The organism is Roseovarius pelagicus (assembly GCF_025639885.1).
GTDB classification, from domain to species: domain Bacteria; phylum Pseudomonadota; class Alphaproteobacteria; order Rhodobacterales; family Rhodobacteraceae; genus Roseovarius; species Roseovarius pelagicus.
In genome coordinates, this window is record NZ_CP106738.1 from 68312 (window position 1) to 84304 (window position 15993).

The window sequence follows — 15993 nt, forward strand, 5'->3', positions numbered from 1 at the left end:
AATAGGGGCGAAGAATTTTGAAAGTCAATATAACAGCTTGTGAGCGGCAGCTTATGTTTACCAGATAGCGCGTCGCATATCACCAGCGCAAGGCCACTGCGCCCCACGCCAGACCGCCGCCGATGGCCTCACTTAGGATCAGATCGCCACGTTTGATACGACCGTCCCCGGCACCCACGGACAGCGCCAGCGGGATCGAGGCCGCGGACGTATTGCCGTGGTCCTGAACCGTCAGAATGACCTGATCCATCGGTACGTTCATTTTCCTGGCCGTGCCCGCGATGATCCGGATATTGGCCTGATGCGGTACGATCCAGTCCACGTCCGCCCCTGTCATGCCGATCTTATCCAGTGCGGCATCGGCGGTCTGCGTCAGTTTTTCAACAGCCTGTCGAAACAGGGGATTTCCCTGCATACGTAGCTTGCCGGAGGTGCCCGTCGTGCTGACGCCGCCATCCACGTACAGCATGTCGCGATGCCGTCCGTCGGAATGCAAATCGGTCGCCAGAATGCCACGGTCGGCGTTTGTGCCGTCGCCCTCTGCCGCCTCAAGGATCAGCGCACCGGCACCGTCGCCAAAGAGAACGCAAGTGCTGCGATCGGTCCAATCCATGATGCGGCTAAAGGTTTCGGCACCGATCACGAGCAACCGGTCGGCCTGGCCCGCAACGATGAGGGCGTTTGCATTGCAAAGCCCGTAGATGAACCCGGCGCAGACGGCCTGCACGTCAAACGCAAAGCCGCGTGTCATGCCCAGTTTGCTTTGGACCATTGTGGCGACAGATGGGAATGTCAGGTCCGGTGTCGACGTTGCGACGATGATCCCGTCGATGTCGTCGGGTTCAAGCCCTGCATCGGCTAAAGCGGCACGCGCGGCTTCAGTGGCAAGGTCAGAGGTGCTTTGATCATCGGACGCAAAATGACGCCGCTCAATACCAGAGCGGGTCCTGATCCATTCATCTGATGTGTCGAGCGAGGCTTCGAATTCTGAGTTCGGCACTATTCGTTCGGGCAGGTAATGCCCGATGCCTCGTGCGACGGCGCGTCTTGTCATATTTTCCCACCGTCTTCTTCGGTATCGGCATCCTGCGTGGGCAGCGAGGCAGATGCAACCCGCGCTGCGAGTTTTTCGGAAAATCCTGTTTCGGCCAGTTGAAATGCCAACCTGACGGCAGCCGAGACACCAGTGGCATCCGCTGCGCCGTGGGATTTGACCACCGTGCCGTTGAGACCGAGAAAAACACCGCCGTTGACCTGACGCGGGTCGATCCGTTTTTTCAAGCGCTGGAGTGAAGTGTAGGCCAACAGCGAAGCGAGTCGCGACAGCGGCGAGTATTTGAACGCCTCACGCAGCAGTTCCGCGATCAGCGTTGCAGTACCCTCGCCGGTTTTCAGCGCCACATTTCCGGTAAACCCGTCGGTGATGATCACGTCACAAGTGTCGCCGGGCAGGTCGCGTCCCTCGACAAAGCCGACGAAGTCAAAGTCGGCGGTGCGCGCATTGGCCGAAATGAGATCATATGCCTCTTTCAGCTCGGACCGACCTTTGTGTTCTTCGGTGCCCACGTTCAGCAGACCAATCCGGGGGCGCACCACGCCAAAGCCGTTGCGCGCGTAGGACGTGCCCATCAGGGCATATTGCATGAGATCCTTGGCATCGGCCCGAATATCGGCACCACCGTCGAGCAGAACGTTAAAACCCTGCGGATTGCGCGATGGCCACATGACGGCAATGGCCGGCCGGTAAATGCCGGGCAGGCGGCGCAGGCGCAGCGTGCTCATCATCATCAGCGCGCCGGTATTGCCACAAGAGACACAGACGGTCGCCTCACCATTGCGAACTGATTCGAGCGCGGACCACATCGACGTGTCCTTGCCGTGACGTATGACATGGCTGGGCTTGTCTTCCATCGATACGACATCGGGCGCATCGCGTATTACCACGCAATCCGACAGGTATTTGCGCTTGGCAACGAGCGGCTCAAGCTCGGCCTTGCGACCGTGCAGAATGAAACCGATTCGAGGATTTTTGCGCGCGGATTTGGCAATGCCGGCCACCACAGTGGCCGGGCCCATGTCGCCCCCCATCGCATCGACCGAAATGACGGTTCGTCCGGCCCCCGCCTTGTTATGATCGGGATGCGCGGTCATCAAAGCGGTCCGTCCTATGCGGGTCCCTCAGCGGGGTTAGGCTGCGTCTTCGTCCAGATCGACCTCGTCTGCCATCGCCACGATCTCGCGGTCGGCATAGTGGCCACAGGCCGAACACACGTGGTGCGGGCGTTTCAGTTCGCCGCAGTTGGGGCATTCGTTCGGGTTCGCTGCGCTGAGCGAGTCGTGCGCGCGGCGATTGTTGCGGCGCGATTTCGATACTTTGTTCTGCTGGACAGCCATTGTGCGATCCTACTATCTATCCTGTGGGCACAAGCGGCCCGGTTTCACGTGGTCACGCGGCTCTTAATCTGTCCAGAGCCAGCGGTTCAACCCCAAATTCCGATGGAACGGCGAAAATACAACGAAATCGCGCGGGAGCAAGCGGTTTTTCGCACCTTTGTGCGCTGTTGTTTAGTCGTCTTTTTCCAACTTTGATTTCAAGTCAGCCAAACCGGCGAAAGGTTTCAGGTCTTCATCCCGCAGGGGTGTCGCATCTGGTGGCGCAAAGACGGCTTCTTGCAATTCTGCGCCATCGGCGCGGGGGTAATCCGGTATCGCCAGCGCCAACGCCTCTTGCATGACTTGGGAAAGGTCGACCACGTCGGTTAGCTGCTCGATCGTTTCATCCTCTGGCATTTCGATCTCTTCAACATCCGCGTCGTCGGGCATTTCGGCGAGAAAGCGCCGTATCACCTTGCGATCTACACGGGTCGTGACGGGGGCAAGCGTGACAACGCACGATTGCACGACCGTCGCGCCTAAACTGGCGTCAAGAAGCCAGTCGCGCCGACCGTCAGGCGAAATCTGCCCTCGAAAGCTGAGCTTGCGGATCGCTTCGACGCCGAGCGCCTCTGCCAAAGCGGCGCGCGCGCCCGCGTCGGGAGACAATTCAAAAGGCGTCGCGCCACGTTGCGGTAGATCCGCAATGCGCAAAATTTCGGGGTTTTCGGACTGTCGTGTCATCGGATGGACATTTATCCTTTCTTGAACCTCTCGGTCACCTTGTTGTAAGCCGGATAAAAGCCTGACCGGGCTGAAATCAAGAGGGTACACATGACTGGGCTCAATTTTACGCTGCGCGCGATCGTCGTTGTACTGGGGCTTGTCTCCCTTGTGGCCTGTACTTCGATCTACCGCAACCATGGCTATGTCCCTCCCGAAGAAGATTTGAACCAGTTGGTGGTCGGGGTCGATTCGCGCGCCACGGTGGATGATGTAATTGGTGCCCCTTCGGCGGCCGGTATCCTGGGTGAAGGCGATTACTATTATGTGCGGAGCCGGATGAAACATTTCGGCATGATGCGCCCGGAGGTGATCGAGCGGCAGGTACTGGCGATCAGTTTCGACCAAAGTGACACAATCGCCAATATCGAAACCTTCAGCCTGCGTGACGGCAACATCGTGCCACTGACCCGGCGCGTGACCGATTCGTCGGTCACTGGCAAAGGTGTTCTGCGGCAGATCCTTGACAACTTTGGCAATATCGACCCCACACAGTTCTTCTAAGAGCGCGGGCCCTGCGTCACGGGTTCGTCACTATAGCGTCGTGGCATCGACATAGATTGTGCGTACTATCTGGCTTGGGTATTCTTGTACTCAGGCTTGGATAGGGAATGCCCATGCCGACATTGACGAAACGACGCTACCACACCCGCATCAGCACGGCGCGCGCCGATATTACGGCGGCGCAGAAGCTGCGTGCGCTGACCTTTGGCACCGGTGACGTGGACGGTTCGGACCGGGACAGGTTTGACGATATTTGCTCGCACATCCTGATCGAGGACAGCCGCAGTGGTGATCTGGTCTGCTGTTTTCGGATGCTGCCCCTTGGTGGCGGGGCCGAGATCGGGCGCAGCTACTCAGCACAATTCTACGAGCTGTCGGCGCTGGAGCGATTCGATGGGCCGATGGTCGAGATGGGACGGTTCTGTGTGCATCCAGAATGGTGTGATCCGGATATTCTGCGCGCGGCGTGGGGGGCGATGACGCGGTATGTGGATGATCACGGGGTCGAGATGCTGTTCGGCTGCTCATCCTTTCACGGCACCGACGCCGATAGCTATCTGGATGCCTTTGCGATGCTAAAGGAGCGGCACCTCGCACCGCGACGCTGGCTGCCAAGGGTCAAGGCACCTCTGGTGTTTCGATTTGCCCAGAAGCTACGGTTTCGCAAACCTGATGCAAAACAGGCGATGCTGCGAATGCCGCCGCTGTTACGGACCTATCTGATGATGGGCGGCTGGGTCAGCGACCATGCCGTGGTGGACCCCGAGATGGGCACGCTGCATGTCTTTACCGGCGTCGAAATCCGCGCGATTCCGGCGACGCGCAAGCGTCTGCTCCGCGCGGTCGCGCAGTAGACGAAGCGACACCTTGACGGGCAGGCAGGCGCAGGATAGCCCGCGCTCATGGCAACCAAGATACCCCTTTTGCAATTGAGTGACATCTCGCTGACATTCGGCGGCGAGCCTTTGTTTGCTGATCTGTCGCTGGTGGTTCAGCCGGGCGACCGGGTGGCACTGGTGGGGCGCAACGGATCGGGCAAATCGACGCTGATGAAGGTTATGGCCGGATTGGTGGAATCCGATACCGGGACGCTCGTCGTGCCGCCGGGAATCAGCGTGGGCTACATGGAGCAGGATCCCGACATGACGGGGTTTGCCACGCTGGGGGATTATGCTGCCAGCGCACTGGCCCCAGAAGATATGTACCGCGTCGAGATGGCGGGCGAGGGATTGAAGTTCGATCCGTCGCGTGCGGTTGGCACCGCATCTGGCGGCGAACGGCGGCGCGCGGCACTGGCCAAGCTGATGGCCGAGGCACCGGACCTGATGTTGCTGGACGAACCGACGAACCATCTGGATATCGAAGCGATTGCATGGTTGGAAGCGACGTTGAAGGAAACCCGCGCAGGGTATGTTCTGATCAGTCACGATCGCGCATTTTTGCGTGAACTTACCCGTGCAACCCTATGGATTGACAGGGGAATGGTGCGGCGTAACGAGCAGGGCTTCACCCATTTCGAGGCGTGGCGCGACAAGCTGTGGGAAGAAGAAGACCAGAGCCGTCACAAGCTGGATCGCAAGATCAAATCCGAAGGTCGCTGGGCCGTGGAAGGCATCAGCGCACGTCGAAAGCGCAATCAGGGGCGGGTGCGGGCGCTACAGGCATTGCGCGCAGAGCGCGCGGGGCAGATACGACGTCAAGGTGCGGCAGCGATGGCGCTGGAGGCCGGTCCAAAATCCGGCAAGCTGGTGTTCGAGGCGCGCGGGATTGCGAAATCCTATGGTGACACGCAAATCTTAACAAATTTCGACCTGCGCGTGCAGCGCGGGGATCGGGTGGCCTTTGTCGGGCCGAACGGCGTGGGCAAGACGACCTTGCTAAAGATGTTGCTCGGGGACGAGCAGCCGGACATTGGTGAGGTTCGACGCGGCACCAATCTGATGCCTGCCGTGTTTGACCAAAGCCGTGCGGCTCTCGATCCTGAGATGACGCTGTGGGACAGCCTGACAGGTGACCCCGAGATGCGCGTATCAGGCAAGGCGGATCAGGTTCTGGTGCGCGGTAGCCCGCGTCATGTGATTGGATACCTTAAGGAATTTTTGTTCGACGAACGGCAGGCGCGGGCCAAGGTCAAGGCGCTGTCGGGGGGCGAGAAGGCGCGGCTGCTGCTGGCCAAACTGATGGCCAAGGAAAGCAACCTTTTAGTGTTGGACGAGCCGACCAACGATCTGGATATCGAAACGCTCGACCTTTTGCAGGAATTGCTGGACGACTACGACGGCACGTTGCTGCTGGTGAGCCACGACCGCGATTTTCTGGACCGTGTCGCGACCACGACAATTGCTATGGAGGGCGACGACGGGCGGGCGACTGTCTATGCGGGCGGGTGGAGCGACTACCGCGCGCAGCGGTCCGCCGACAAGGCACCCGAATCCGCGAAAAATACAGCGAAGTCAAAGCCAAAGCCTGCGATTGAGGCGCCACGCAATGCCCCGAAGTTAAGCTTTACCGAAAAGCACCGCCTAGAGGCATTGCCAAGTGAAATGACGCGGCTGGAGGCGGAGATTGGTAAGCTGGAAGGGCTGCTGGCCGATGCAGAGCTGTTTACCCGCGAGCCAGTGAAATTTCGCAAAGCGACAGAGGCTCTGACCACCCGGCAAGAGGCGCTGAGTGCGGCGGAAGAGGAATGGCTGGAACTGGCGGAAAAGGCCGAAAACGGGACGTAGGTATTACGTAGGTATTACGTCGGTATCGTATCGGTGCGAAATCTTCGGACGGTCTGTGTCGCACAGGTCGCGGCGGGGGATGCACCCTGTGGCGCATCCCCCAAAATCTGTGATCAGAGCAGCGCCTTGACCTTGGCGGCCACGGCCTCGGCGGTGATGCCGAACTTCTCGAACAACGTTTCGGCAGGTGCAGATGCGCCGAAGCTGTCCATGCCGACAAAATCGGCCTTGTTCGATTTACCGCGCTCGCCAAACAGCCACTTGTCCCAGCCCTGACGCGCGGCGGCCTCAATGCCGACGCGCACGGGACCACCGGGCAGCACCCGGCGGCGCACGGCCTCGTCTTGTGCCTCGAACAGTTCCCAGCAGGGCATGGAAACGACACGCGTGCCGATACCGTCCGCTTGCAGCAGATCGCGTGCCTTCATGGCGATTTCCACCTCAGAGCCGGTGGCCATCAGGATCGCCTGACGCTTGCCGTCGGCGTCGGCCAGAACATAGGCCCCTTGCGCGGTCATGTTCTTTGTCTTGTGCTCGGTCCGCAGGGTCGGCAGTCCCTGACGGGTCAGAGACAGAACCGATGGTGTGGATTTGCTGGTCAGAGCCAGCTCCCATGCTTCGGCAGTCTCGACCGTGTCGCAGGGACGGAACACCCATGTGTTGGGGGTGGCGCGGCTGATTGCCAGATGCTCGATTGGTTGGTGCGTCGGGCCATCCTCGCCCAGACCGATGCTGTCATGGGTCATCACGAACACGGTGGGCACTTTCATCAGCGCGGCCAGACGCATCGCCGGGCGCGCGTAATCGGTAAAGCACATGAACGTGCCGCCATAGGGGCGGATGCCGCCATGCAAGGCCATACCGTTCATCGCGGACGCCATGCCATGCTCGCGAATGCCCCAATAGATATAGCGACCCTTGCGGTTGTCCGTATCGAACACGCCCAGATCACCGGTCTTGGTGTTGTTCGATCCTGTCAGATCGGCGGAGCCGCCGATGGTTTCGGGCATGATCGGATTGATGACTTCCAGCACCAGTTCACTGGATTTGCGGGTCGCCACCTTGGGGGCTTCTTCGCTGATCTGCTTTTTCAGCGCCTTGATGCGCGCTGACAGCGTTTTGGGCGCTTCCAGAGCAAAGACACGGGCGAATTCAGCCTGACGGCGGCTTGATGCTTCGGCCAGACGCGCCTCCCATGCGGTGCGGTCAGACGCCCCGCGGCTGCCGATCGCCTCCCACGCGGATTTGATATCGGCGGGTACTTCGAACGGGCCGGTGGTCCAGCCATATGCGGCCTTGGCGGCGGCGTTTTGTTCGTCATTGGTCAGCGCGCCATGGCCTTTGGACGTGTCCTGTGCGGCGTGACCGAGGGCGATATGCGTTTTGCACGCGATCATTGACGGCTTGGACGACGATTTTGCCTTGGTGATGGCGGCGTCGATTTCATCGGGGTTGTGGCCGTCGATCTCGATCACCTGCCACCCGGCAGAGCGGAAGCGTTTGACCTGATCTGTCCGGTCGCTGAGTTCCACAGTGCCGTCGATGGTGATGTTGTTGTTGTCCCAAAAGGCAATCAGCTTACCCAGTTTGTGACGCCCGGCGAGCGTGATCGCCTCTTGGCTGATGCCTTCCATCAGGCACCCGTCGCCTGCGATCACATAGGTGTGGTGATCCATCAGCTTGCGGCCATAACGGGCGCGTAGGATTTCCTCGGCCATGGCGAACCCGACGGCGTTGGTAATGCCCTGACCCAGCGGGCCGGTGGTGGTTTCAATCGCGTCGGCGAGAAAATTCTCTGGGTGGCCTGCGGTGCGGGCGCCCCATTGGCGGAAATTCTTGATCTCGCTCAGCGGGAACTGTTCATCGCCGACGAGGTGCAGCAGCGAATATAGCAACATGGAGCCGTGGCCCGCGCTGAGGATGAACCGATCGCGGTCGGGCCAGTTGGGAGCAGAGGCGTCGAATTTCAGGTGCTTCTCAAAGAGCACGGTTGCCACATCGGCCATGCCCATCGGCATGCCGGAGTGACCGGAGTTGGCCGCGTTCACGGCATCGAGCGTCAACGCGCGAATGGCGGTCGCCTTGGACCAGTGATCGGGGTTGGCGGTACGCAGGGCGGCGATATCCACGGTGGCTCTTCCTTTGAATGGCAACATCAATGGGCTGAATACCAGCTAAGAGGCAAAGATCAAGCGCCCGGAACGCGACGTATGGCGCGCAGGACAGCAAGGGGGAGCATTTTTCTCAATCCTTGGGTAGACTTGCTGCCAATGAGGTGTTTGGGCGATTCTGCCGCACGCCGAAAAACGAAGTGAGGATCTGAGGAGATGAGCGACATAGACGCCATGCAGGGCCGTATCATGGCCGCGCTGGACCGTATCGGTCAGGGGTTGGACACGTTGAGCGCCGATAGCGGCGCGGATGGCAGCGCAGAGACTGAAAAACTGCGTCGGGAACTGGAAGATGAGAAACTGGCCAATGCGCAACTCGAAGAGCGGGTGAAGACGCTGAAGGCGCGGCTGCAAGAGGCGGAAGAGGCCGCCGAGCAGGCGGCTGCGGTTGCGGATAGCAGTGCTGAAGAAGCGCATTCCGAGGCACTGCGCAAGCTGGACGCCGATTTACAGTCATTGCGTCATGCCAACCAGCAGCTACGCGACAACAATGCGGCATTGCGCGAGGCCAATGCCACCGGCGTGGTCGAGCCGCACCTGATCAACAAGGCGATGATGGCCGAATTGGAAGGGTTGCGTGCGGTACGCGCATCTGACCGGACCGAGGTGGATGCGGTTCTGGCCGAACTGGACAAGGTCGTGCGCGCGGCGGGGCAAGAGGCCGCTGCGGCGACCGACGACGACACGACAGCCCAGCCCGCTGATCAGGAGGATGAATGATGCCCGAGATTGATATCGAGATCGGCGGACGGACATTTCAGGTCGCATGTCAGCAGGGCGAGGAACATTACCTGCAAGCCGCAGCCAAGATGCTGGATGATGAGGCCGCGGTTCTGGCGGCACAGATTGGGCGCATACCCGAGGCGCGTATGCTGCTGATGGCGGGGTTGATGCTGGCCGACAAGACGGCGGGCATGCAGGACAAGCTGCGTGAAGCCGAGGATGCGATGGCCGAAAAAGAGGCAGAACTGGCGCAGTTGCGGGATGCGCCCGCGCCTGAGCCCGAACGTATCGAGGTGCCGGTGGTGCCAACGGCGGTGACCGATACACTGGCAGAGATTGCTGCCCGTGCCGAGGCTTTGGCCGAGACGGTCGATGGTAAGGCGGCAGGTTAAAACTGACCGACAAACCATTGAAGTGAAATCAGAAAAGGGCCGGCGGTGGGGCCGACCCTTTTCCTTTGTTTCTGGTCTGTAAGGTTACTGACCAAATTGACCGGGGTTTTCAATCCGCTCAATCTCGGCCATTTCGTCGGCTGTCATGCCGATCATGTAGCGTGGGCCGTCCACATCATCGACAATGGTGATGTCGCTGACGGGGAAATACATGAAGCTTTCATCGCTTTCATCGACTGGATCGACCACAACACCTTGAATGGTGCCAGCATTGGTCATCCATACGTCTTCGACGTCGCCAATTTTGACAAAGGCGTTACGATCAAGACCTTCGACGCTGAGATTGCCGGCGCCCTGATTGGTGGTGAAAACATCGCTGCCGATCAGCGTGGCAACGCCGTAGGTGGCCGCGTCCGGGCTAAGTGGGCCGTCTTGGCCGACCTCTGAACCGAGCTGTTCCAGCTGGGTCGTGGCGGTGTTGTCTGCGAGGACCGGAGTGGCGAAAAGAGCCAGTGCGGCGACCGTGGTTGTAAAGCGTTTCATCAGATTTCCTCCTTGGGGTTTCCGAAGTCGTTTCGATTATGCAGCCACAACGTCGCTACCCCTGTTGTTGGTTCCCATGACAGATGGCGATTGTGGGCGAAACCCTGTGGAAAGACCCAGTATGATGCTACGGCATACATTAGTTATGTGGTAGAAGTATTATAAAAATCAGTATCTTATATGGTTTCCTTAACAAATTCGTGATCTGAGCATATTTATATTCAAATAGGCCCGCGACGTAACGGCAAGCGGTGGCGCGATGCAGCGTTTACACGAGAAATACCGGCGCAAGCGGTGTTAAAAACACAAGAACATAGGCTGAACATCTCTTTATTTCACTGCATTGGCGCGCTAGGGTCTGCGCCATGAGCAGTTATGACGAATCCGACGCCTTTGAAGGCGCATCGCTGGCCGCGCGGGCAATGGCCGCCCGTGGCGCGCCATATTTGGACGAACTGAACCCGGCGCAGCGGGCCGCGGTCGAGGCGCTGGATGGTCCGGTCCTGATGCTGGCGGGGGCCGGCACCGGCAAGACCAAGGCGCTGACCGCACGGATCGTGCATCTGCTGAACACCGGGCGGGCGCGCCCGAACGAGATCCTGTCGGTTACGTTCACCAACAAGGCCGCGCGCGAGATGAAAGATCGCGTTGGCCGCCTGTTGGGGCAGAGCATCGAGGGGATGCCGTGGCTGGGCACCTTTCATTCGATTTGTGTCAAGCTGCTGCGCCGCCACGCCGAACTGGTCGGGCTGAAGTCGAATTTTACCATTCTGGACACCGACGATCAAGTTCGGCTGATGAAGCAGTTGATTCAGGCTGCGGGTATTGATGACAAGCGGTGGCCCGCACGCATGCTGGCCGGCATTATCGACAATTGGAAGAACCGGGCATGGACGCCCGCGAACCTGCCCGCGTCCGAGGCCGGGGCCTATGACGGCAAGGGGCCGCAGTTATACGCGCTCTATCAGGCGCGGTTGAAGGAACTGAACGCAGTGGATTTCGGTGATCTGCTGCTGCATGTGGTCACGATTTTTCAGACACATGACGATGTTTTGCAGCAGTATCAGCGGTGGTTCCGCTATATTCTGGTGGACGAGTATCAGGATACCAACGTGGCGCAGTACCTGTGGCTGCGGCTATTGGCCGGAGCGCACAAGAATATCTGCTGTGTCGGAGATGACGATCAGTCGATCTATGGCTGGCGTGGTGCAGAAGTAGGCAATATCCTGCGGTTTGAAAAGGATTTTCCCGGCGCACATGTGGTCAGGCTGGAGCAGAATTACCGCTCGACCCCGCATATTCTGGCCGCTGCCTCTGGCGTGATCGCGGGCAACAAGGGGCGATTGGGCAAGGAGTTGTGGACCGAGGCCGAGGAGGGCGAGAAGGTACGCCTGATCGGCCATTGGGACGGCGAGGAAGAGGCCCGCTGGATCGGCGAAGAAATCGAGGCGATGCAGGGCGGCACGCGTGGGATGCGTCCCATCCGCCGGGATGAGGTGGCGATCTTGGTACGCGCGTCCCACCAGATGCGCGCGTTCGAGGATCGGTTTCTGACCATCGGATTACCTTATCGGGTGATCGGCGGACCGCGCTTTTATGAGCGGATGGAGATTCGCGACGCGATGGCCTATTTCCGCGTTGTGACCAGCCCGAGCGATGATCTGGCATTCGAGCGGATCGTGAACACGCCCAAACGCGGGCTGGGTGACAAAGCGCAACAAACCATCCAGCGGATTGCCCGCGCCAATGGTGTGCCGCTGGTCCAGGGCGCGGCACTGGCGGTCGAGCAGGGCGAGATCAAGGGTAAGGGTGGCACCGAGTTGGCGCGTCTGCTGGACGGTCTGACGCGCTGGGGCCGGTTGATCGGGGATGCTAGTGTCAGCCATGTCGAGTTGGCCGAGATGATCCTAGATGAGAGCGGCTATACCGGCATGTGGCAAAACGACAAGACGCCCGAGGCGCCCGGTCGGCTGGAGAACCTCAAGGAATTGGTCAAGGCGCTGGAGCAGTTCGAGAACCTGCAAGGGTTTCTGGAGCATGTCAGTCTGATCATGGACAACGAAAGCGATGATACTGAGGAAAAAGTCAGCATCATGACGCTGCACGCGGCCAAGGGGCTGGAATTTCCCGCCGTGTTTCTGCCGGGCTGGGAGGATGGGCTGTTTCCGTCGCAGCGGTCTATGGACGAGAGCGGCCAAGTGGGCGTCGAGGAAGAACGGCGGCTGGCCTATGTCGGTATCACGCGGGCCGAAGAAGTCTGTACCATCTCATTTGCGGGCAACCGGCGGGTGTTCGGCCAATGGCAGTCCGCGTTGCCGTCGCGTTTCATCGATGAGTTGCCTGAGGCACATGTGGAGGTGCTGACGCCTCCGGGCCTCTATGGTGGTGGCTATGGCGCGGCGGGGATGGGGGGCGTGCAGAGCAGCATTGATGCGCGGGTCGCCGAGGCCAACGTTTACAATTCCCCCGGCTGGAAACGCCTGCAGGCGCGCGCCGGGCAGCGGCCTGTGGCGCAACCCGGCGAGGCGCGCAATACCGTGATCGACATGAAGGCGGTCAGTTCCCACAGCGTCGGCGAGCGCGTGTTTCATCAGAAATTCGGTTATGGCGCGATCATCGGGATCGAAGGCGACAAGCTGGAAATCGACTTTGAAAAGGCGGGTACCAAGAAAGTCGTGGCCCGGTTTATTTCTGCGGCGGATGATATCCCGTTTTAAATGGGATCAGCCGAGAAACCGCATCGCCTGCGTAATTCACCCCCAACCTGCCGCAAACAAGGTTTGCGCAACCTCGTACCGCTGCTACCATGTCATTTCCAAGGTGCCGCAGAATACGCGGAGAATTGGGAAGCCGGTGCAAGTCCGGCGCTGCCCCCGCAACGGTAAGGGAGGGTGATCGGGCGATATGCCACTGGGCCATCTGCGGTCTGGGAAGGTGCCATGATCACTTGGGTCCGCAAGACCCACCGACCAAGCCCGGAAACCAGCCTGGCCAGGGAATCCCTGGAACGTGACGTCGAATCGCGAGGGGCGATATGGGCGGTGATCGTGCCCGGGACATCGTGCCGGTTCGGTGCATCTCTCTCGTTATCCCTTGCCCTGATTGGCCCGGGGTGTGGCCACGGAGAAGAGAATATGAGTGTAACAGAGATCATCGCTGGGCTGGAACAGAATGGGGCGACCGGTGACGCGGCTATGGTTGCCGCGCGTCTGGGGTTTCTTGAATGGGCGTTTGCGGGCGCGCGGCCTGCAACCCCGGACGCGGCGCGTGCGGCCCTGAGCGAGCGTGCGGTACAACGCGCCGAGAGCGCGGCGGCGCAGGCCTTTGTGGCATATCTGCAAGACGCGACGCGCCCGATCACGGGCTCAGTGCGTCCGGGGGGCAAGCGGCGACGCCGCGCGCGGCCACATTGATGGCGCCGCTGACAGAACGGGACAAGATGCAGGCTGGCGATTGGTATCGGTGCCTTGACCCCGACCTGTTGGCGATGCAGGCGCGCGCCCGCGATGCCTGCCACCAGCACAGCACCACCGCACCCGACACGCGCGGGCCCATCGGCGCGACATTGCGCGCGCTGATGGCGCAGGTCGGCGAGGGGACCTTTGTCGAGGCGCCGTTTCATTGTGCATATGGGATCAACATTCATCTGGGGCGCGATGTCTATCTGAACGCAGGTTGCACCATTCTGGATACGGCACCGGTGCATATCGGCGATCGTTGCATGCTGGGGCCGCAGGTGCAGATTTATTGCCCCGAGCATCACCACGATCCTGTTCAGCGCCGGGCGGGGCTGGAACGTGCGCATCCCGTGACGCTGGGCGCGGATGTCTGGATCGGCGGCGGTGCGACCCTACTGGGTGGGGTGACGATTGGGGCTGGTGCGATTGTCGGCGCGGGCAGTGTGGTGACCCGCGACGTGCCGCAGGGGGCCACGGTGATGGGCAATCCGGCGCGCCAGCGCGGCTGAGGTTTCCACGACCCGCGCGGTCCCTTAGGATGGTTGTATCGCATCGCACCTGACAGGAGCATACTATGGCCGATCTTGAGACCCGTATCGCGCAAGGCAGGGGCGACATGCCTGCCGATCTGGTGCTGCGCGGCGGGCGGATGTTCGATCTGGTGACCGGCGAGATGCTGACTGGTGATGTGGCGATCTGCGGCGATCAGGTGGTGGGTATCTGCGATACTTATGACGGACGAGAGGTGATCGACGTTTCCGGCCTGACGCTGGTGCCGGGATTCATCGACACGCATCTGCATATCGAGAGCAGCCTTGTCACACCTTTCGAGTTCGACCGCTGCGTGGCGCCGCACGGGGTAACAACAGCGATCTGCGACCCACACGAGATTGCCAATGTGATCGGCCCGGACGGCATCCGCTGGTTTCAGGCAGCAAGCGAGCGCACGGTGATGGATATTCGGGTGCAGCTCAGTTCCTGTGTGCCATCGACCGAGATGGAAACCGCAGGCGCGCGGATCGACGCGGCGGATCTGGCACCACTGATGGGTCATGCGTCGGGCATCGGGCTGGCGGAGTTTATGAATTATCCCGGTGTGATCCATCGCGATCCGGGCGCGATGGCCAAGCTGGCGCTGTTCGCGGGCGGGCATGTTGACGGGCATTGCCCGCAACTGACAGGGCGGGACCTGAACGCCTATATCGCGGCGGGCATCCGTACCGAGCATGAGGCGACCACAGCCGAGGAGGCGCTGGAAAAGCTTCGCAAGGGGATGCGGGTGCTGATCCGCGAGGGATCGGTGTCCAAGGACCTGAATGCCTTGCAGCCGCTGCTGAACGAGCGCACTGCGCCTTACATGTGTCTGTGTACCGATGATCGAAACCCGTTGGACATCGCGGAGCAAGGGCATCTGGATTACATGATCCGCACGCTGATTTCGCTGGGCACGTCGCCCTTGGCCGCCTATCGCGCGGCGTCCTTGTCGGCGGCAGAGGCATTCGGGCTGAAGGATCGTGGCATGATCGCCCCGGGTCAGCGCGCTGATATCGTCGCGGTCGGCAGTCTAGAGGCGTGCGATGTGCAAGCGGTGTTTTGCGCCGGGCAGCGGGTCGACGCGCGCGCCTTTGATGCGCGCGGGACGTTGGAGCCTATCGGGCGGAATTCAGTCAAAGCCCCACGGCTGGAGGCAGCGCATTTCCGGGCCAAGGCCAACCGCGAGGACACCGATGTGATCGGTATTGTCGAGGGCAGGATCATCACGGAGCATCTAAAAGAACAGATCGCGATCGAGGACGGAGACAAGCGCCCGGACCCGGCCCGCGATCTGGCGCGTATCGCCGTGGTCGAGCGGCATGGCAAGAACGGCAATATCGCTACTGGTTTCGTCCGTGGCTTTGGCCTGAAGAGCGGGGCCATTGCCTCGACCGTGTGTCACGACCATCACAACATTGCCTGCGTGGGCGTGGATTATGCCGATATGGCGCTGGCGGCCAACCGGCTGGGCGAGATCGAGGGTGGTTTCGTCGTGGCGCAGGGCGGGCGGGTGCTGGCCGAACTGGCGCTGCCGGTGGCCGGGCTGATGAGCCTTGCACCGTTCGAGGACGTGCGCGACCGGCTGGTAGAGTTGCGCGATGCGGCGGTCAGCCTCGGGGTGGAACTGCACGAGCCGTTCCTGCAACTGGCCTTTCTTGCGTTGCCGGTCATTCCGGCCTTGAAGATCACCGACCGGGGCATGGTGGATGTGACCCGGTTCGAGATCATCGGCTAGGAGCCCGCAGGGCGGGTGGCCTGCTATCGGGCCTTTCGTGCGACTCCAATC

The 15993-nt window shown here is 60.7% G+C and carries 15 protein-coding genes and 1 riboswitch; of the genes, 9 read left to right on the forward strand and 6 right to left on the reverse strand.

The window, feature by feature from the left end:
• Positions 1–79 precede the first annotated feature (79 nt).
• The 4 genes from N7U68_RS01435 to N7U68_RS01450 all read right to left on the reverse strand — a co-directional run bounded on the left by N7U68_RS01435 (position 80) and on the right by N7U68_RS01450 (position 3117).
• Entirely contained in the window at positions 80–1054 is a 975-nt protein-coding gene (locus N7U68_RS01435) for a beta-ketoacyl-ACP synthase III (protein WP_165192498.1), read from the reverse strand.
• Positions 1051–2151: a phosphate acyltransferase PlsX gene (gene plsX, locus N7U68_RS01440; RefSeq protein ID WP_165192497.1), complete on the reverse strand. Its 1101-nt coding sequence runs from the start codon at positions 2149–2151 to the stop codon at positions 1051–1053. Before plsX ends, N7U68_RS01435 begins: the two co-directional genes overlap by 4 nt.
• Positions 2152–2187: 36 nt before the next feature.
• Positions 2188–2394 carry a 50S ribosomal protein L32 gene (gene rpmF / locus N7U68_RS01445; protein WP_165192496.1) on the reverse strand — a complete coding sequence of 69 codons (207 nt, stop codon included), beginning with the start codon at positions 2392–2394 and terminating at the stop codon, positions 2188–2190.
• A 171-nt stretch (positions 2395–2565) separates the two neighbouring features.
• Positions 2566–3117, reverse strand: a complete 552-nt coding sequence (locus N7U68_RS01450; protein WP_263047995.1) for a YceD family protein — start codon at positions 3115–3117, stop codon at positions 2566–2568.
• Between the two features lie 90 nt (positions 3118–3207).
• Between N7U68_RS01450 and N7U68_RS01455 the strand changes: the two genes are divergently transcribed.
• The 3 genes from N7U68_RS01455 to N7U68_RS01465 all read left to right on the forward strand — a co-directional run bounded on the left by N7U68_RS01455 (position 3208) and on the right by N7U68_RS01465 (position 6386).
• Positions 3208–3660 carry an outer membrane protein assembly factor BamE gene (locus N7U68_RS01455; protein ID WP_165192494.1) on the forward strand — a complete coding sequence of 151 codons (453 nt, stop codon included), beginning with the start codon at positions 3208–3210 and terminating at the stop codon, positions 3658–3660.
• 113 nt (positions 3661–3773) lie between these two features.
• Positions 3774–4514, forward strand: a complete 741-nt coding sequence (locus tag N7U68_RS01460) for a GNAT family N-acetyltransferase (protein WP_263047996.1) — start codon at positions 3774–3776, stop codon at positions 4512–4514.
• 48 nt (positions 4515–4562) lie between these two features.
• Positions 4563–6386, forward strand: coding sequence for an ABC-F family ATP-binding cassette domain-containing protein (locus N7U68_RS01465; RefSeq protein WP_263047997.1), 1824 nt, complete (start codon positions 4563–4565; stop codon positions 6384–6386).
• Positions 6387–6499: 113 nt separating this feature from the next.
• On the opposite strand, the gene tkt is transcribed toward N7U68_RS01465, so the two are convergent.
• Positions 6500–8515, reverse strand: a complete 2016-nt coding sequence (tkt, locus tag N7U68_RS01470; protein WP_165192491.1) for a transketolase — start codon at positions 8513–8515, stop codon at positions 6500–6502.
• Between the two features lie 198 nt (positions 8516–8713).
• Here tkt and N7U68_RS01475 point away from each other — a divergent pair, with 198 nt between their 5' ends.
• Together N7U68_RS01475 and N7U68_RS01480 are read left to right on the forward strand one after the other, a co-directional pair.
• Positions 8714–9277, forward strand: a complete 564-nt coding sequence (locus N7U68_RS01475; RefSeq protein WP_263047998.1) for a coiled-coil domain-containing protein — start codon at positions 8714–8716, stop codon at positions 9275–9277.
• Entirely contained in the window at positions 9277–9672 is a 396-nt protein-coding gene (locus N7U68_RS01480; RefSeq protein WP_165192489.1) for a cell division protein ZapA, read from the forward strand. The genes N7U68_RS01475 and N7U68_RS01480 overlap by 1 nt, the downstream gene beginning before the upstream one ends.
• Before the next feature lie 84 nt (positions 9673–9756).
• On the opposite strand, the gene N7U68_RS01485 is transcribed toward N7U68_RS01480, so the two are convergent.
• On the reverse strand, positions 9757–10215 hold the full coding sequence (locus tag N7U68_RS01485; protein WP_165192488.1) for a hypothetical protein: 459 nt from the start codon (positions 10213–10215) through the stop codon (positions 9757–9759).
• A gap of 365 nt (positions 10216–10580) precedes the next feature.
• Here N7U68_RS01485 and N7U68_RS01490 point away from each other — a divergent pair, with 365 nt between their 5' ends.
• The 4 genes from N7U68_RS01490 (at position 10581) to ade (ending at position 15942) form a co-directional block, all read left to right on the forward strand.
• Positions 10581–12932 carry an ATP-dependent helicase gene (locus N7U68_RS01490; protein WP_263047999.1) on the forward strand — a complete coding sequence of 784 codons (2352 nt, stop codon included), beginning with the start codon at positions 10581–10583 and terminating at the stop codon, positions 12930–12932.
• Positions 12933–13016: 84 nt separating this feature from the next.
• Positions 13017–13220, forward strand: a riboswitch (cobalamin riboswitch).
• 129 nt (positions 13221–13349) lie between these two features.
• Positions 13350–13628, forward strand: a complete 279-nt coding sequence (locus N7U68_RS01495) for a hypothetical protein (RefSeq protein ID WP_165192486.1) — start codon at positions 13350–13352, stop codon at positions 13626–13628.
• Entirely contained in the window at positions 13628–14182 is a 555-nt protein-coding gene (locus N7U68_RS01500; RefSeq protein ID WP_165192485.1) for a sugar O-acetyltransferase, read from the forward strand. The genes N7U68_RS01495 and N7U68_RS01500 overlap by 1 nt, the downstream gene beginning before the upstream one ends.
• Before the next feature lie 65 nt (positions 14183–14247).
• Complete coding sequence (gene ade / locus N7U68_RS01505; protein ID WP_165192484.1) at positions 14248–15942, forward strand: adenine deaminase; 1695 nt, start codon at positions 14248–14250, stop codon at positions 15940–15942.
• Positions 15943–15993 lie beyond the last annotated feature (51 nt).